The 16,995-nt window shown below is 36.2% G+C and carries 17 protein-coding genes; 10 read left to right on the forward strand and 7 right to left on the reverse strand.

The window, feature by feature from the left end; translation table 11 throughout:
* Nucleotides 1–34: 34 nt before the first annotated feature.
* Entirely contained in the window at nucleotides 35–454 is a 420-nt protein-coding gene (rbsD, locus tag BN358_RS01510; RefSeq protein ID WP_019227556.1) for a D-ribose pyranase, read from the reverse strand.
* 8 nt (nucleotides 455–462) lie between these two features.
* A complete protein-coding gene (locus BN358_RS01515) occupies nucleotides 463–1,491 on the reverse strand; it encodes a LacI family DNA-binding transcriptional regulator (protein WP_019227557.1) in 1,029 nt (342 codons plus the stop codon).
* 343 nt (nucleotides 1,492–1,834) lie between these two features.
* Here BN358_RS01515 and BN358_RS01520 point away from each other — a divergent pair, with 343 nt between their 5' ends.
* Nucleotides 1,835–2,446, forward strand: coding sequence for a hypothetical protein (locus BN358_RS01520; protein ID WP_019227558.1), 612 nt, complete (start codon nucleotides 1,835–1,837; stop codon nucleotides 2,444–2,446).
* A 138-nt stretch (nucleotides 2,447–2,584) separates the two neighbouring features.
* Here BN358_RS01520 and BN358_RS01525 read toward each other — a convergent pair whose 3' ends face one another.
* Nucleotides 2,585–3,217 (reverse strand): flavodoxin family protein, encoded by a 633-nt coding sequence (locus BN358_RS01525; protein WP_019227559.1) that lies wholly within the window; start codon nucleotides 3,215–3,217, stop codon nucleotides 2,585–2,587.
* A 122-nt stretch (nucleotides 3,218–3,339) separates the two neighbouring features.
* Between BN358_RS01525 and BN358_RS01530 the strand changes: the two genes are divergently transcribed.
* On the forward strand, nucleotides 3,340–4,779 hold the full coding sequence (locus BN358_RS01530) for a DUF4118 domain-containing protein (protein ID WP_019227560.1): 1,440 nt from the start codon (nucleotides 3,340–3,342) through the stop codon (nucleotides 4,777–4,779).
* The gene (locus BN358_RS01535; protein ID WP_019227561.1) at nucleotides 4,779–5,465 is read left to right on the forward strand and encodes a response regulator; all 687 of its coding nucleotides are present in this window, start codon (nucleotides 4,779–4,781) and stop codon (nucleotides 5,463–5,465) included. The genes BN358_RS01530 and BN358_RS01535 overlap by 1 nt, the downstream gene beginning before the upstream one ends.
* A 19-nt stretch (nucleotides 5,466–5,484) precedes the next feature.
* On the opposite strand, the gene BN358_RS01540 is transcribed toward BN358_RS01535, so the two are convergent.
* Genes BN358_RS01540 through BN358_RS01550 form a run of 3 tightly spaced genes read right to left on the reverse strand, consistent with a single transcriptional unit; the run spans nucleotide 5,485 to nucleotide 7,976 of the window.
* Nucleotides 5,485–6,135, reverse strand: a complete 651-nt coding sequence (locus BN358_RS01540) for a TrkA family potassium uptake protein (protein ID WP_019227562.1) — start codon at nucleotides 6,133–6,135, stop codon at nucleotides 5,485–5,487.
* A gap of 9 nt (nucleotides 6,136–6,144) precedes the next feature.
* Complete coding sequence (locus tag BN358_RS01545; protein ID WP_019227563.1) at nucleotides 6,145–7,488, reverse strand: TrkH family potassium uptake protein; 1,344 nt, start codon at nucleotides 7,486–7,488, stop codon at nucleotides 6,145–6,147.
* A complete protein-coding gene (locus tag BN358_RS01550; RefSeq protein ID WP_019227564.1) occupies nucleotides 7,485–7,976 on the reverse strand; it encodes a hypothetical protein in 492 nt (163 codons plus the stop codon). The genes BN358_RS01545 and BN358_RS01550 overlap by 4 nt, the downstream gene beginning before the upstream one ends.
* Before the next feature lie 298 nt (nucleotides 7,977–8,274).
* Here BN358_RS01550 and BN358_RS22160 point away from each other — a divergent pair, with 298 nt between their 5' ends.
* Both BN358_RS22160 and BN358_RS25930 read left to right on the forward strand, forming a co-directional pair.
* Nucleotides 8,275–9,963, forward strand: a complete 1,689-nt coding sequence (locus BN358_RS22160; RefSeq protein ID WP_019227565.1) for an FMN-binding protein — start codon at nucleotides 8,275–8,277, stop codon at nucleotides 9,961–9,963.
* Between the two features lie 123 nt (nucleotides 9,964–10,086).
* Nucleotides 10,087–10,551, forward strand: coding sequence for an FMN-binding protein (locus BN358_RS25930; RefSeq protein WP_019227566.1), 465 nt, complete (start codon nucleotides 10,087–10,089; stop codon nucleotides 10,549–10,551).
* Between the two features lie 72 nt (nucleotides 10,552–10,623).
* Here the strand turns inward: BN358_RS25930 and BN358_RS01575 are convergent, their stop codons facing one another.
* Entirely contained in the window at nucleotides 10,624–11,058 is a 435-nt protein-coding gene (locus BN358_RS01575; RefSeq protein WP_019227567.1) for an Lrp/AsnC family transcriptional regulator, read from the reverse strand.
* 504 nt (nucleotides 11,059–11,562) lie between these two features.
* Here BN358_RS01575 and BN358_RS01580 point away from each other — a divergent pair.
* The 5 genes from BN358_RS01580 (at nucleotide 11,563) to BN358_RS01600 (ending at nucleotide 16,954) form a co-directional block, all read left to right on the forward strand.
* Entirely contained in the window at nucleotides 11,563–12,036 is a 474-nt protein-coding gene (locus BN358_RS01580; protein WP_019227568.1) for a hypothetical protein, read from the forward strand.
* Between the two features lie 144 nt (nucleotides 12,037–12,180).
* Complete coding sequence (gene hutH / locus BN358_RS01585; RefSeq protein WP_019227569.1) at nucleotides 12,181–13,710, forward strand: histidine ammonia-lyase; 1,530 nt, start codon at nucleotides 12,181–12,183, stop codon at nucleotides 13,708–13,710.
* Between the two features lie 91 nt (nucleotides 13,711–13,801).
* Nucleotides 13,802–15,019 carry an ATP-binding protein gene (locus tag BN358_RS01590; RefSeq protein ID WP_019227570.1) on the forward strand — a complete coding sequence of 406 codons (1,218 nt, stop codon included), beginning with the start codon at nucleotides 13,802–13,804 and terminating at the stop codon, nucleotides 15,017–15,019.
* A gap of 66 nt (nucleotides 15,020–15,085) precedes the next feature.
* Nucleotides 15,086–15,667 (forward strand): RNA polymerase sigma factor, encoded by a 582-nt coding sequence (locus tag BN358_RS01595; protein WP_019227571.1) that lies wholly within the window; start codon nucleotides 15,086–15,088, stop codon nucleotides 15,665–15,667.
* 12 nt (nucleotides 15,668–15,679) lie between these two features.
* Nucleotides 15,680–16,954, forward strand: a complete 1,275-nt coding sequence (locus BN358_RS01600; RefSeq protein ID WP_019227572.1) for a DUF4349 domain-containing protein — start codon at nucleotides 15,680–15,682, stop codon at nucleotides 16,952–16,954.
* The last annotated feature ends 41 nt before the right edge of the window (nucleotides 16,955–16,995 follow it).

The following is a 16,995-nucleotide window of genomic DNA, read 5'->3' on the forward strand; positions in this document are numbered from 1 at the left end:
ATTTCTTTCACTAGATCACCGCCTGGTTAATATTCTAAAAAGTCACGCCAGAAACAAGGATGATGTTGGCAAAGGGTTTATATTCTCCTGTGCGTATAACAGCTTTCGAACTTCTTGTTTTTTCTTTGAACTCTTCGTGAGGTATGTACTCCACATCAATTTTCTTGTTTTCTTCTGCTTCAGTCAAATTTATGATTTCAAGTATATTTTTAAGAATATCAGGACTTTTATCCCTTATTTCTTCAGCCAGTATAATTTTTTCAACTGACAATTCATCAAGAACAGCTTTTAAGACTGGCATGAATTCAGGCAATCCTTTAATAACGGCCAGGTCTATTCTCTGAACTCCTTCCGGAACGGGAAGACCGCAGTCACCAATTGTAAGGGTGTTTGTATGTCCCATTTTACTGATTACATATGAAATTTCTGAATTTAATAATGTTCCTTTTTTCATGGCTTCACCTACTTATTAATTTTTACTGAATTTCTTACAATTATTTCTGTATCAAGAGTGATTGTTTTCATCTCAGATGGGGTGTTATTACTTCCGGGGGCCTTTTTAAGCCTTTCTTCCAAAAGTTCCATTGCCTTGTAACCCATCTGGTAATTTGGCTGTCTTACTGTTGTGAGGGATGGCTCAACCAGACTTGCCATGTAAATGTCATCATATCCCATAACTCCTATGTCATCGGGAATGTTATAGCCCTTTTCCTTAAGTTGTTTCATGGCTCCGATTGCAATTAGGTCGTTGCCGCAAAATATAACATCAAAATCTTCCTTTTCCTCAAGAAGTTCATTGACTCCATTTCTACCCCATTCAATTCTGTATTCGCCGAATTTTACAAGGTTATCATTGAAAGGAATTTCATAATCACGAAGTGCGTTTTTATAACCTTCAAGCCTTTCGTATGCAGTCCTTGTCTTTAATGGTCCTGAAAGATACACAATTTTTTTATATCCTTGTTCAATGAGGAATGATACAGCCTTATGAGCACCACTTGAGTTGTCAACAAGAACTTTGCCGCATATATTTTCAGAATCAAAGTCCCTGTCGATTAAAATAATTGGCACCTTGCATCTTTCCAATATTTCAGGCATTTTTTCACTGCTTGATGAATGTGCTATAATAATTCCGTCAGCCATTTTTTTTGTTAAGGACTCAATATATTTCTCCTGGACTTCCAGCTTATCGTCTGTGTTGCAGAAAATTATGCTGTAACCTTTTTCATTGGCTTTGTCTTCAGCTCCTCTTGCAATACCGGGAAAAAATGGATTTGTGATGTCAGGCAGCACAAGACCAATAATGTGTGTTCTTTGAGTTACAAGACTTCCTGCCATGGCGTTTGGAAGATAATTGTACTTTTTTACAACTTCAAGAACACGATTCCTTGTAACTTCTGTAATGTTTTGATCTTTTTTGTTTATGACCATGGAAACGGTTGCTATGGATACATTAGCTTCTTTTGCTATTTCTTTTATAGTTATTTTCATAATAAATTCCTTATTTAAACGTTTAAGTAAATTATAAGACGAAATTCATGAAAAGTCAACACTAATCGGAAACATTTTTGACAAGCAGTATAACATAATTGTACAATGGCAGGAATATATGTTACAATTCATTGAAAAATCATAATAATTTCGAAACATATATTATTAAAACCTTCATGTATGAGGTAAATTAAAATGATGAATGAAATCTTTCTAAGCTCCATCATTTATGAGTCGGTTAATTCCATAATGTTCATTGTATATTGATATTAATCTATGTTATAATTCATACATAATCTAAATGTAAGTTTATGGTTATGAACTATTGCATGGCGGTGAAATTATGACAAAAAAAGTTCTGAGAAATCTCGAATATTTTGAAATCCTGGATGAAGAAAACAAAGCTGTTTACAAAGGCTGCAGCCAGGTTTGGTACAAAAAGAAGTGGCGGAAGATGGCCGGCTGCGGACCAACGGCAGCATCCAACATTGTTATATACAGCAACAAAAACAAAGTAAACAAGCAAAGCGCTTTAGAAATAATGGATGAATTGTGGAATTACGTCACTCCTACATTAATGGGAGTGAACACAACTGAAATTTTCTATGATGGTTTTATGAAATACGCTGCTGAAAATAGCAGAAAAGCTTTGTTTAAGGTATTGGACATACCTAAGGAAAAAGAACTACGCCCATCATATGAAATGATGGTTGGTTTTATTGAGTCGTCTTTGGACAATGATATTCCCATTGCATTTTTAAATTTATGCAACGGGGAAGAAAAGTGTCTTGATAAGTGGCACTGGGTCACAATAATCTCTCTGGAGTATGAAGAAGATAAGCATTCGGCTGCAGTTGAAATACTTGATGAAGGAATGGTAAAAAAAATAAGCCTTTCTCTTTGGTATAAAACAACCACCCTTGGCGGAGGACTGGTTTCATTTTTTCTTGAATGATAATAATCAGGAGAGGCTACTACTCCTATATAACAAAATTATGGAAATAATACGGGCGGACACCAGGTCCGCCCTTACAACACAGAATAATTAAATTATTGAATAATAACTGGTGGACACTAAGCCACCCATACAATATTATCTTATAAAATTCATGCCTATTTTTTTCTCTGGTTCCGGCTTTTCGATTTTACCTTCACCAAGCTCAATTAGCTTCATTACCCATGCCATATTTTTCCCAAGTATTCTCATTATTTGAACTCCTTCATCATCCTGAAGCGCTTCACCTGGTTTCTGTCCGTAAATTACGTTCCAGTAGTTTGATGTGGGCATAACCATCTCCGCATATGTGATGTAATTAATGATCTGGTTAAATGCAGGAAGTCCGCCTGCTCGCCTTACGGCAACAACTGCTGCTCCCACTTTATTTCTGTATAATCCTCTGTTTGCGCTGCTCACATATGAAGCTCTGTCCAAAAAAGATTTCATAGTAGAGCTTATTGCTGAAAAATGAACAGGTGAACCTAAAATTATTCCATCTGCTTCCTTCATTTTCTGAATCCACTCATTAACTTCATCATTGATGATGCATCTTTCGTCTCTTGTTTTGAAGCATGATCCGCAAGCTGTGCAGCCAAGAATTTTTTTGTTTCCTACATGTATTATTTCGACCTCAATATTTTCCTTTTCAAGCTGCTCTGCTACAATTTTTAATGCCTCGTATGTATTGCCTTCTTTTCTCGGACTTCCGTTAAATGCTACTACTTTCATAAATGCCTCCAATTTTTATTTGTTCAATTATACTAAATAAATATTATTATTACAAGGAAGTAATAGTATTTTGTTTTTATCGAATGTGGTATAATAATATAAACAAAGATAAAGAGGATGTTATGAAAAATAATTTCGACAATACCAAATTTAATTTTAAATATTTTACAAATGTCATTTTTATTTGTACCCTGTCTGTAATTCTGTCAATTATTATGAACTACATGGGAATTGGAAAGGAAAACTCCCTTATGGTCTTTATTGTGGGAGTTCTTACTGTCACCATACTTACAAGTGGATACATATACAGTGCCACAGCTGCTGTCCTAAGTGTTCTTTTGTTCAATTACTTTTTTACGGAACCATACCACAGCCTGCAAATAAGCAATTCAGATGATGTTATCCTTATCGTGTTTTTTTTGATTGCTTCCTTAATATCAAGCACCATGACTTCAAAGCTGCAGTATCAGACAGAGGTATCAAAAAGAAATGAGAGAACAGCCAGACTTCTTTATGACGTAACAAAGGGTTTTTTAAATGTCACCGGCAGAGACAACATTGTCTTGAAGGGAATTAATTTCATAAAAAATTATGTTGGGTTTGACTGCTATGTAAAGCTTGATGCCTGCGAACAGGTTTACAGCACTGAAGGACTTCCGGATTATGTGGATTCGGTTACAACAAATATAAACATCATTCCAATTAAAGGTGTAGGAAAAAAGTTAGGAGTGATGAAAATAGTTAACTGCAATGTTCCCATAACAGATGAAATAGACATGCTCATTAAGGCAATAGTTCATCAGATGGCAATAGTTCTTGACAGGGAATTTATATATGAGGAAAGGCAAAAAATAAGAGTTGATATGGAAAGCGAGCATTTGAAGAGCACACTTTTAAGAAGCATTTCTCATGACCTTCGAACTCCTCTGACAGGTATAAAGGGAGCTGGGGAGCTTATTCTTGAAAGCTACGACAGCCTTGATCCAAAATCTGTAAAAAAACTTGCATCAGACATATGTGACGAATCAGCATGGCTCATTAAAACCGTTCAAAACATATTGGACATGACACGTTTTTCAGAGGGAAGAATAACACTAAACAAAGATTTTGAAGCTGTTGATGACATTGTAAATCAGACATTGTCTCATGTTCCTTTTCTTAATTCCTCCGGAAGACTTCACGTGATTGTTCCTGATGAAATAATTCTTGTTCCTGTAGAAGGCAAACTAATAGTCCAAGTCTTGGTTAACCTTCTTGACAATGCATACAAATATGCAGGGGAAGAAGCAGATGTTTTTCTGAAGGCATATACTGACGGTGATTTTGCTGTTTTTGAAATTTCTGACAACGGTGCTGGCATCGATACGGAAATACTTAGCAGAGTGTTTGATGGTTTTGTGACAAAACAAAAAAATAACATTGTGGACTCGCACCTTGGGGTTGGTCTGGGACTGACAATTTGCAAGGAAATTATAACTGCTCACAAAGGAGCAATAACAGCAGAAAATAATGTTACAGGAGGAGCGGTATTTAAAGTAAGGCTCCCTTTGGAGGTTGAGTGATGACTAAAATTTTAGTAATTGAGGATGACAACAAAATACTGAATTTTGTGACAATGGCCCTTAAGGCCAAGGGATATTCCATTGTTACAGCACATAACGGAAATGAAGGTATTCTTTCTTTTTGCACAGAAAATCCTGATATAATGATTTTGGATTTGGGGCTTCCGGACATGGACGGCATAGACATCATAAAGCAGGTTCGAAACGTTTCAAACATCCCCATAGTTGTTGTGTCTGCAAGGGAACAGGACAGCGATAAAATTCAAGCTCTCGATGAAGGAGCCAACGATTATGTGACTAAGCCTTTTTCCATGGGAGAATTACTTGCAAGACTTCGTGTCATGGAAAGGCTTATTGAAAGAGAAATAGCCCACATGCCTGAAAGCGTGTACAAGTTTGATTATCTGAGCGTGGACAGTGAAAAGCGAAGAATATATGTTGATGAAGCAGAGATACATCTCACACCCATAGAATTTAAGCTTCTTTTATTATTGATTGCAAATCGCGGTAAGGTTGTTACCCACAGCCAAATATCAAAAGAAGTGTGGGGATATGGAGAAACAGGTGATTCAAAAAGCATAAGGGTTTTCATGGCAAGCCTCAGAAGAAAAATTGAAAAAGACAGTTCAAATCCCAGGTTCATACACACTGAAATAGGTGTTGGATATAGATTTGCAGATGAATAAAAGTGCCCGAGGGCACTTTTTATATGCTGTCTGAAAACCTCAGTACATCTTCTGATTTTCCTAGAACAAGTACTAAGTCATCTTCTTTAAAAATGTAATCTGCTTTTGGCAGAGACATTATATTGCTGTCGCTTTTAATAAGAAGGATATTTATATGATGTTTTTTTCTTACATTGATTTCTTCAATGCTTCTTCCTGTCCAGCTTTTCATGATGGGTATTTCAAATATGGAGTAGTCGTTTGATATAGAGAAATAATCAAGAACATTGTTGGCACTGCACCTTATGGCAAGTTTTTCAGCCATATCCTTGTCGGGATAAACCACTTCATCGGCACCGTTTTTTAAAAGAAACTTTGCCTGAATATCCCTGCTGGCTTTAGAAATAACGTATTTTGCTCCCAAATCCTTTAAAAGCGAAGTAATTTCAAGTGAAGACTGGAATGTGTCACCTATTGTTACAAAACAAACATCAAAATTACCAATACCAAGAGCTCTTAAAACATCTTCCTTTGTGCAGTCTCCAATTTGAGCATCGGTTACTTGAGAAGACATGTCTTCAATTATGGCAGCATCCTTGTCAACTATCATAACGTCATTTTTTAATTCTGTCATTTTAAGGGCCAAATGACGTCCAAAGGCACCCATTCCAATAATTAATACTGATTTCATATTATTCTCCTATCCGATTATAATTTTACCAAGTGGTCTGCTTAACAGCGAAGGTTCTTTTCTTTCTGCAAGAACAACCGCCACAGACAATACACCAACTTTTCCGCCGTACATCAGAAGCGTTATTATTAATTTTGGAACTATGCTCAAGTTTGAGGTAATTCCCAGTGAAAGCCCTACTGTTCCAAGGGCTGAAAACACTTCAAACATGACTTCTGTCAATGAAAAATTTTGAAGTGAACATATGGTCATTACCGCAGTAAGTGCTGTTGTAATATAAATAACAGTAATGGCGCTTGCTTTTTTCAAGGCATCGCTTTCAAGCCTGCGCTTGAATACTGAAATGTCAGAGCTTTGTTTTGCATTGGACAATGCACCCAGCAATAGGACTATAAATGTGGTGGTTTTAATTCCTCCGGCAGTGGAGCCAGGACTTCCTCCTATTATCATAAGTATTATAGTTAAAAGTGTCCCGCCTTCTGACATTGTGTTAAGATTTATTGTGTTGAACCCTGCTGTTCTTGTTGTTACGGAATGAAACAGCGAGGCAAGAACTTTTTCACCATTGCTCATGCCCAGCATGCTGTTATTTTTCTCTGTGAAGAAAAATAACAATGCACCACCGAAAATCAAGACGGCTGTAGCAACAAGAACAAGTTTTGAATGAAGCTGGTACTTCTTAAAATCAAGATGGTTTAAAGCCACATCATCCCAGACAACAAAACCAAGACCGCCAATAACTATAAGAGACATAATGGTGATGTTTACAACAGGATTGTCGTAAAAATGCGTCAGAGATGAGTTTTGTCCGTATTTACCCATCAGGTCAAATCCAGCATTGCAAAATGCCGATACTGAATGGAAAATTCCGTTATATAATCCTTCCTTAAAACCCATTCGGCTGTAAAAGTTCAATGACAATACAAATGCTCCTATGCTTTCAAAAATAAATGTCCTTATAATGATTTTTTTGACAAGTAGCACTATACCTCCAATCTTGAAAGTATTAGCCGATTCCATTAAAAGTCTTCTTTCCTTTAGTCCTATTTTTCTCCTTAGAAACAGTGAAAACAAGGTTATGACAGTCATGAAGCCTAAGCCACCTATTTGAATCAAGAGAAGAATAATCGTCTGACCGAACATAGACCAGTGGGTATATGTGTCATAAACCACCAGGCCTGTCACGCAAAAAGCTGAAGCAGCCGTGAAAAGAGAATCCAAGAAAGGAGTTGAAATTCCTTGCCTTGAAGAAACAGGAAGGCTTAAGAGAATGCCTCCCATAAAAATTATGGCAAATGTACCAAATACTATTATTTCAGTATAACTTAGTTTTATCTTTTTTAATTCAATCATAATGTCCCCCCAGCTGAAGTTGCCACTACCCGTGCGATGTTATCTGCAACGCAACAGGATTCAAATGTATGTATATTGTTTTCTTCGTACAATTTCCTGCTGTAAGTCTGGTTGCACACAGCAAATACTTTATCTATATCCATCATCTTAGTACCGATTGAACAAATGGTGAGGTTGTCAAGATCTAAGTTTCCTGCAGCAATCAAAAATTTATAGGAGTTTGACATATTGAGTTTGTTTAAGTCATTGAACGTCTCGGAACTTAAGTTATATTTCTTCAATGCAGCAGAAATTTCAATGCAATAATCATCATTTCCATATATTAAAACATCAGACATTTTTATATCGCCGCAAGAACTGAGTTTATTGATTTCATCCTGCTTTGCAGATTTTTTTTCGCAGGGAGAAGATAAATTATATATGTTGTCTATAAATTTAAAACCGACAAAGTATAATGCAATAAGTATTAACACTACAATTAATTCCATATGACACCTCCTAGATTGCAATAATATTTTAACACTGAAAGTATTAATTCAGTGTTAAAGTTATGAAAGGGGTGTTAAGATTTCATAAGTAAGAATGACCTTTTCTTTATACTTTCTTAACACAGTTTATGACTTATGTTTATATTGACTAAAAAAAGTTTAAGTGGTATTATAAAAATACGTTTTCTTGCAGCAGTTTGAATAAAAATGTAGATTTTTTAACATTCTAACTGTCAAAGAAAATTTTTCTATGTAGTTCAGTATTTAAATACTGAATATATCTCAATGGGAGGGTATCATGAAAAAACTAATTTCAATCACAGTATGTGCCTTGATGCTGTTAAGCATTGTTGCATGTGCTAAGGAACAAGCTCCGGCAACAGAAACTTTAACAGGTGTTGGCAAAGGTTTCGGCGGAGAAGTTACTGTTACAGTAACTAAAGAAGGAGACAAAATAGTAAAAGTAGAAGCAGTTGGCGAAAACGAAACAAATGGAATCGGTTCAAATGCAATTGACCAGCTTCCAGCTAAAATAGTTGAAACAAATTCAACTGATGTAGACGTTATTGCAGGTGCTACATATACAAGCGAAGCAATAATTTATGCTGTAAACAATGCATTGGATCCTGTAAAATATCCGGCTCCTACAGAAGAGGTTAAGGAAGAAAAAGATCCTATTTCACAGTCTGCTGCAAAAGTGTTCCAGGGATTTGGACTTGCAAGCATCGGACGTCTGGGACCTGGAAAGGATGATACAGGAACTCCTGTATACAGTACAAATGACGTGTTTGCAAATGCATTGTTCGATGAAAACGGAAAAATTCTTTCTCTTTATGTAGATATATTAGAAGTTGCAACTCCTAACTATGACGGAGAAGGAATGCCTCATTTCAGCGGATACCCAGGACAAGGGGGATACAACTATGATGAAAATCATGATGAAGTTGTAGATTCCAAGACTGTTGACACTGAAGATAATTTTAAAGCTGAAGTAAACTCCTGGAACACAAAGAGAGAAAGAGGAGACAGCTACAAGCTTGCTACCGGAACTTGGACCAGCCAAATGGATTACTTCCAGGATATGTTTGTTGGAATGACTGTTGAAGAAGTTCAGAATTGGTTTGATAAATACACATCAGATGTAAACGGCAGACCTCTGAAAGCTGATTCAGACAAGCCTGAAGATCAGGCAAAATATAAAGCTTTAAGCGAAGAAGACAAAGCAATGCTTGCTGATGTTATCGGTAGTGCAACAATGAGCTTGAAAGATGCTCACGGTAACATAGTTGCTGCAATAAAAAAAGCTTATGAAAACCGAATTCCTGTAGAAACTGAAGAAATAGCTTCACAGGGAACTGCTCTTGTAAGTGTTCCTCGTTTAGGACCAGGAAAAGATGACAAAGATGTACCGGTTTACAGCATTAACAAGGTTTTTGCAAACTCATTGTTTGACAAGGACGGAAAGCTTGTATCTCTTAACGTAGACATTCTTGAAGTTGCAACACCAAACTATGATGGAGCTGAAATGCCTCATTTCTCTGGTTTTACAGGACAATCATACAACTATGACGAAAACCATGATGAAAAAGTTGATGCAACTCTTACAGTTACAGACGAAATATTCCAGAAAGAAGTTGAAGGATGGAAGACTAAGAGAGAAAGAGGAGACAGCTACAGACTCAATACAGGAACTTGGACAGATCAAATGGATTATTTCGAAGACATGTTCCTTGGAATGACTGTTGAAGAAATCAAAGAATGGAATGACAAATACACTTCTGACTTAAACGGAAGACCATTAAAGGACGGATCTGATAAACCTGAAGACAAGGCTAAATATGATGCTTTAACTGCTGAAGAAAAAGCAATGCTTGCAGATGTTACATCAACAGCAACTATGAGCTTGACTGATGCACACGGAGACATAATAGCAGCAATAGTTAAATCTTTTGAAAACAAAGTTGCACTTGATTTAACAATTAAATAAAGAATAAAACCGGCAATTAATTGCCGGTTTTTTGTTGCAAAGCAACTTTTTTTTTGAAAATTTTTAATGAATGGTATAATTTTGGTTATACTATTTTTGAAATTAAATAACATGGAGGTTATTATGAAAAAAATAGCATTGATATTATGTGTGATGATAATCATGAGTTTGGGTCTGGTTGCTTGTGCAGATAATAATGGCAACAACACAGGCAATACAGACAACAACACAGGCAATACAGACAACAACACAGGAACAAACGGAACAGGAACAAACGGAACAGGCACAAATGGCAACGGAACAGGTACGAACGGCGGAAATGGTGCAGCCGGAGCAGGTACACTTCAAGGTTCGGCTCAGGGATACGGCGGAGAAGTAACTGTAACAGTAACAGTAGATGGTGATGACATTGTTTCTGTTGAAGCTGTCGGAGAAAAAGAAACCCAAGGTGTTGGTTCGAAAGCTATAGAAGAGCTGCCTGATAAGATTGAAGAGGCAGACTCTACTGATGTTGAAGTTGTAACCGGCGCAACTGTAACAAGCAATGCAATTAAGGAAGCAGTAGATAAGGCACTGAAAGATAAATAAAAACAAAAACCAGCTAAAGGGCATTAGTTAAATGAAACTTTAACTAATGCATTACATGCTGGTTTTTTATTGCTAATCATAAATTGAAGACAAAATCAAAGATGTTGATGATTCTTTAATACTATCGATTTTATGCAGCTCATCTTGAATTGCTTTTAATTCAAGTGGCGTTGTGCATCTTACCTTCATTATTATACACCATGTACCGGTGACAATGTGGCATTCTTCAATTACTAAATTCGGTATTTCGAGTTTTTTTAATTGCAGCAACAGTTTATCGTAATCTGTGGTTCTCACTCTCAAGGAAATCATTGCTTTGGTAGTGAAACCAAGTTTAACCCAGTCAATAGTCGCTCTGTAGCCTGAAATTATACCCTGCTCTTCAAGCTTTGTAACTCTGTTATGTATTGCAGGTCTTGACAAGTTCAGTCTTTTTGAAAGCTCTTCATGAGAAATTCTTCCTTCTTTCTCAATGTTCTTAATAATTTGCATATCTAACGAATCCATACAGTACCTCATTAATATTTTCATTTCGTAAATTTTATTAAAATAAAGTCTACAAACAGTATTAATATAGCACAAAGTATTATAATTTGTAAATGATTATTTCTTAAAAACTACAACTAATTTGTCAATATGAAGAATATAACAAACTTAACAGGAAAAAATAAAAAAGAAAATCAATATATGGAGGTAAAGTGTGAAAAATAATAAAAAATTATTATATTTATAATAATAGCCCTTGTTTTTTCATCTGCAGGTTGTTCTAGATCAGAAAACAAGGAGGAATATCAGGAAAGTTTAAGACCCGGAAATGAAAGCAGCGCCCAGCAGTATACTCCGGGCAGGTACAGTGCTCAGGGAAAAATTGTAAAAATTGACAAGGATGGCATTCACGTTCAGGAAGGAGAAAATGTCAACACTTACAAGGTTGACCAGGCAAGGGCAAGCAATTATTTTCTCGGTGAATACGTCGGAATAAACAAGCTTGACGGTGGAACATATGATGCTGTGTCTGATCAGTATTATGACTATACTCTGAGAAGGACTACAAATGGAGATGAAATTAAAAGAGTTACCGCCACAGTTGGGGAAGTTGGAGATGATTTTATTACTGCAATAACAGAAATGGGAGAATTGAAATTCAATTATCCAAAAGGATTTAACTTAAAAGAAGGGGATCAGTTTATAGCTGACTATGTTGAAAATACGAAAGGAAATGAACTTTTGTCCTATTTTGATGAAACATCAAAGATAAACGCAACAGTAAAAGAAATTTCAAGAGACACAAACGGAATGCTCAGAGTGTATGGAGTTTCCGACGATAACAGAGAATATGACATCAATGTGGATTCAGATACAATTACCAATTTTGCTCATTCAACACTTAAAGAAGGTGATGAAATTGTGGTTTATCCGGAAAAAACCGATGGAAATATTCCAGTAGTTGTACGTGCCAAATTAGTGGTAAGACGTTCTGAGTAATTGACAATTAGTTTGTTTTGTAATATAATTGTTGTAATAAATAAGCCTATAGACAATAGATAACAGGAGGCAAATTTTGGTGTACTTAGTATGCTGAAATTTGCCTTTTTATTTTTGTCAAAGAAAGGCTAAAAGGAGCGAAAAATGGAAAAGGTTATTATAACAGGAAATACATTAACTCTTGAAGAAATTGCAGAGGTTTGCAGAAATTATTGCAAAGTTGAGTTGTCCCAGTCAGCTGTTGATAGAATATTGGCATCAAGAAAAATAGTGGATGATTTTGTTGAAAACGGTGATGTTGTTTACGGAATCACAACAGGTTTCGGAAAATTCAGCGACGTTTCTATTTCAAAAGATGAATCAAGACTGCTTCAGAAAAATCTTATTATTACACATGCTGTTGGAGCAGGAAAACCATTTGATACAGAAATAGTAAGAGGTATAATTTTGCTCCGAATCAACAATCTTGCAAAGGGTTATTCAGGAGCAAGACTGGAAACAATCCTCACAATGATTGAAATGCTTAACAAGAAAGTTCATCCTGTTGTTCCTCAGAAAGGTTCTCTTGGTTCAAGCGGTGACTTGGCTCCTCTGTCACACATGGTTCTTCCAATGATTGGCCTTGGAATTGCAGAATATGAAGGAACTGTATTGACAGGGGAAGAAGCCATGAAAAAAGCTGGAATTCCAGTAATTGAACTCACATCAAAGGAAGGTCTGGCACTTATTAATGGAACACAGGTTATGACTGCGGTTGGTTCTCTGACTGTGTACGATGCCTTAAATCTTGTTAAAATATCAGACATAGCTGCAGCACTAAGCTTCGAAGCACATCATGGAATTGTTGATGCTCTTGACCACAAGGTTCACGATGTAAGACCTCACAAGGGACAAATTGACACTGCAAGAATAATGCTTGATTTGTTAGCAAAGAGCAAAATGACTACAAGACAAGGAGATATAAGAGTACAGGATGCCTACTCTCTAAGGTGTACTCCTCAGGTTCACGGAGCAAGCAAGGATGCAATCAACTACGTTAAGGAAAAAGTTGAAATTGAAATAAATTCAGTAACAGATAACCCTATTATATTCCCTGAAACAAAGGAAGGAATTTCAGGCGGAAATTTCCACGGCCAACCTATGGCTCTTAGCTTTGACTTTCTTGGAATTGCACTGGCGGAATTAGCAGACATATCCGAAAGGAGACTGGAAAGACTTGTAAACCCGGCTCTCAGCGGACTGCCTGCATTTCTTGTTGAACACGGAGGAATAAATTCAGGCTTCATGATAGTTCAGTACTCTGCAGCATCATTGGTTTCAGAAAACAAGGTGCTTTCCCATCCTGCATCTGTTGACAGTATACCTTCCTCTGCAAATCAGGAAGATCACGTGTCAATGGGCACAATTGCAGCCAGAAAGTCCAGAGAAATAATGGAAAATGTTAGAAGAGTGCTTGCCATGGAAATCATGTGCGCTTGCCAGGGAATTGACATGAGAGGAAACAAGGGCCTTGGAAAAGGTACAAAGCCAGTTTATGAAGCTGTTAGAAAATCAGTTCCTGTACTTACTGAAGACAGACCTCTATACGAAGACATCAACGCTTGCGAAGAGTTGATAATTGACGGAACATTGGTTAAGGTGTGCCAGGAAGAAGCAGGAGAAATATTGTTTTAAATATTGTAAATAGCGTCCCCAGGGGCGCTTTTTTGTTGCTAATAGTTTTTTATGGTGATATAATTATTGAAAATAACTAAGGAGAACTGCTATGACAGATACATTACTTTCAAACTTGTTGGTTTTCAGAAATTTACTTGATGATGAAATTATAAAAAGCTACGACTTATTGTGCCAGAAATATTTTAAATACAGCGACAACTCAAATTTTGAAAACAAGGAACAATATTCAAATGAATATTACAACTTGTGCGGAAATCTGCTTGTAAAAAACGTAGATTCCATAGGGGACTACTTGTCAAATAAGATTCTGTCAGATGAAAACATCTTCAGCCTCAGAAGGGAAAAGGGACTTGTTATAGATGCAAAAATAAAAAAGGCAGTTCTTCACGATATATCACTGTTTAAAAAAATATATGATATTCCGCTTAAAGGAATGGCTGACAAGGCAGGAGACATAAACAGCTTTATCAACTATCAAAACAATGAGCCTCTGACTGAAATATTCAAAAGCCATAAATCAGAAGAAATATACGATTTCATTTACACGGAGTTTGAAAAAACAGGCTGCGGTGAATTTAGAAACAATTATGCATTCAGCATAAACGATGATGGTAAAATTGTAACTGTTGACAATTTCAAACCTGTGGCCATGGAAAATATCTATGGATATGAAAATCAAAAAAATAAAATAATAAGTAACACAGAAAAATTCATTCAAGGGAAATTTGCCCTTAATGCACTGTTGGTTGGAGACAGCGGAACAGGAAAGTCAACAGGCGTAAAGGCTCTCATACCCATGTTTGGGAAGAGCAAATTAAGACTCCTTGAAGTCGATAAGAAAAATCTTCACTACATAACAAAAATAATAGATATACTTAAAAACAGAGGAATGTACTTCATTATTTTCATTGATGATCTGTCATTTGAAAGCAATGAGAATTCATACAAATATCTTAAATCTGCAGTGGAAGGAAGCATATATGAGCAGCCTTCAAACATATTGTTTTATGTTACATCAAACAGGAAACATTTAATAAAGGAAAACATGATTGACAGACAAAACGAAGTTCACTTAAGAGATGCCATAAATGAACAGACATCCCTTGCAGACCGCTTTGGACTCACAATACTATACAGTGAACCAAATCAAAACGAATATTTTGAAATAGTCCTTGGGCTTGCTGAAAAGTATCAGGTTAAATATAGTTCTAAAGAACAGCTGCTTGCCGATGCAAAGAAATTTGCAATGCAGAACGGAGGCAGGACAGGGAGATCAGCAGTGCAGTTCGTAAAAACTTATATTTAATCGAAATTTATTGGAACAAATAAAAATCAGTTAACGTCTAATAATATAACCGAACGGAGTGAAAAGATGAAAGGCAATGAACTATGGCTTGTAGAGCAAAGCCGGAACGGTGATGTTGATGCTTTCGAAGAGCTTATAAAAGATTATAAGAAAGTAGCTTACAACATTGCCTTGAGAGTGCTGCGAAATGTTGAGGACGCAGAAGACGCCTCTCAGGAAGCGCTTATTAAGGTTTATAAAAGCATACAGAATTTCAATATGCAGTCTTCCTTCAAATCCTGGATGTACAGGATTGTTATTAACACATGCATTGATTTCAAACGCAAAAAAAATATTAATGTCGTTTCCATTGATGAAAATATTGATTTAGGCGGCAATAAAGAATTTCAAATAGAAATTGCCGATGATACCAACAACCCGGACATATTGATTGAAAAGAATTTCAACAGCAAGCTCATAAGTGATGCCGTTGGAAGACTGGAGGATGATTTTAAAACAATTATAATACTTAGAGACATTCAGGGGTTTTCATACAGTGAAATATCAGAAATGCTCAACTGCAATCTTGGTACGGTTAAATCGAGGCTTAACAGGGCCAGAAAAAGTTTAAAAGAAATACTTGAAAATGAACTTAACATTCAGAGCTAAGGTGGTGATAAAATGAATTGCAATGAAGTGAGAGAATTATTGTCATTATACATTGATGACGAATTAGATGAAAATGAAAAGCTATTGGTTGATGAGCACCTTAAGAATTGTGAAGAATGCCAAAAAGAGCTTGAAGAATACAAAAAAATTATACAAGCGTTGCAAGAAATTCCTGATGAAGAACCGCCTTTAGGTTACTGCAAGAGATTGCATGAAAAACTTCTTGCTGCTGAGGCTGAAAGGGCTGAGTTTCATGAGCCAAATATAAAGGAGGCTCCTGCTGAAATAACAGAAATTCCTAAAAGGTCAAAAAACAAAATGTCCAGGTGGGTAAAATACGGAAGCCTCGCCGCTGCTTTTGTGCTGGTTTTCCTTGTATACGGCATGAACAACCTGGGGATGAAAAATTCAAAGGCAGAAATGTCTTATGATACTGCACAGTATAACGGAGCAACCGAAGCTCCAGCAGCACCGGCAGAAAATGCAGACTACGGTTTTACTATGGATGGAAGAGGCACATCAGAAGCAGAAGAATCTAAGGCTAAATATGATAATCAATACAGTTTGATGAGCGCTCCTGAAAATGAAATGAAAATTATTAAAACAGGAAGTCTGCGTGTAGAAACAAAAGATTATGAAAATTTTATAAACAATATGACTATTGAAGTGCAAAACCTTGGAGGATATATAGAAAACAGCAGCTCAGAGGTTTACCAGGTTTTTGAAAATGATGAAAGGCTCATGTATGGTAATCATAAAATACGAGTTCCTCAGGAAAGCTTTTATGAATTTATAAATTACATTGAAAGTTCAAGCCTGGTTAAAATCAAGAACATCAGTGAAACTGACGTAACAAAGGAATATTATGAAAAGGACAACAAGGTAAAAAACCTTGAGGTTCAGGAAGAACATTTAAGATCATTGTTTGACAAGGCTCAGACTGTTGAAGAAATGCTTCTTATTGAAAATGAATTAAGGCGCGTGAGAACAGAAATAGATGCTCTTAACATAAGCTTGAAGGATATAGATGACAGAGCAGGTATGTCAACAATCAACATAACGGTGGATGAAGTTCTTGCTGCTGATTTTAACCTTGCAAGCAAGAATAATGTGTGGGATAAGTCAAAAGAAGGGTTTATAATGACAGTCAATTCCATCATACGGACATTTGAAAATCTTTTGATTTACATTGTTTCAGTTTCACCAATACTGATACCTGCAATAATCATTTTGGTGATTGTGCTCGTAAGAGTAAAAAAATACATGAAGAGCAGACACAAACTATAAGTATAATACAAAAATCACTTAATGGATATTCCTTAAGTGAT

This window comes from Sedimentibacter sp. B4 (assembly GCF_000309315.1).
Classification (GTDB): domain Bacteria; phylum Bacillota; class Clostridia; order Tissierellales; family Sedimentibacteraceae; genus Sedimentibacter; species Sedimentibacter saalensis.

Coding starts and splice junctions, on each gene's coding strand:
- rbsD (WP_019227556.1), bottom strand. CDS start 454: ATGAAAAAAGGAACATTATTAAATTCAGAAATTTCATATGTAATCAGT.
- BN358_RS01515 (WP_019227557.1), bottom strand. CDS start 1,491: ATGAAAATAACTATAAAAGAAATAGCAAAAGAAGCTAATGTATCCATA.
- BN358_RS01520 (WP_019227558.1), top strand. CDS start 1,835: ATGACAAAAAAAGTTCTGAGAAATCTCGAATATTTTGAAATCCTGGAT.
- BN358_RS01525 (WP_019227559.1), bottom strand. CDS start 3,217: ATGAAAGTAGTAGCATTTAACGGAAGTCCGAGAAAAGAAGGCAATACA.
- BN358_RS01530 (WP_019227560.1), top strand. CDS start 3,340: ATGAAAAATAATTTCGACAATACCAAATTTAATTTTAAATATTTTACA.
- BN358_RS01535 (WP_019227561.1), top strand. CDS start 4,779: ATGACTAAAATTTTAGTAATTGAGGATGACAACAAAATACTGAATTTT.
- BN358_RS01540 (WP_019227562.1), bottom strand. CDS start 6,135: ATGAAATCAGTATTAATTATTGGAATGGGTGCCTTTGGACGTCATTTG.
- BN358_RS01545 (WP_019227563.1), bottom strand. CDS start 7,488: ATGATTGAATTAAAAAAGATAAAACTAAGTTATACTGAAATAATAGTA.
- BN358_RS01550 (WP_019227564.1), bottom strand. CDS start 7,976: ATGGAATTAATTGTAGTGTTAATACTTATTGCATTATACTTTGTCGGT.
- BN358_RS22160 (WP_019227565.1), top strand. CDS start 8,275: ATGAAAAAACTAATTTCAATCACAGTATGTGCCTTGATGCTGTTAAGC.
- BN358_RS25930 (WP_019227566.1), top strand. CDS start 10,087: ATGAAAAAAATAGCATTGATATTATGTGTGATGATAATCATGAGTTTG.
- BN358_RS01575 (WP_019227567.1), bottom strand. CDS start 11,058: ATGGATTCGTTAGATATGCAAATTATTAAGAACATTGAGAAAGAAGGA.
- hutH (WP_019227569.1), top strand. CDS start 12,181: ATGGAAAAGGTTATTATAACAGGAAATACATTAACTCTTGAAGAAATT.
- BN358_RS01590 (WP_019227570.1), top strand. CDS start 13,802: ATGACAGATACATTACTTTCAAACTTGTTGGTTTTCAGAAATTTACTT.
- BN358_RS01595 (WP_019227571.1), top strand. CDS start 15,086: ATGAAAGGCAATGAACTATGGCTTGTAGAGCAAAGCCGGAACGGTGAT.
- BN358_RS01600 (WP_019227572.1), top strand. CDS start 15,680: ATGAATTGCAATGAAGTGAGAGAATTATTGTCATTATACATTGATGAC.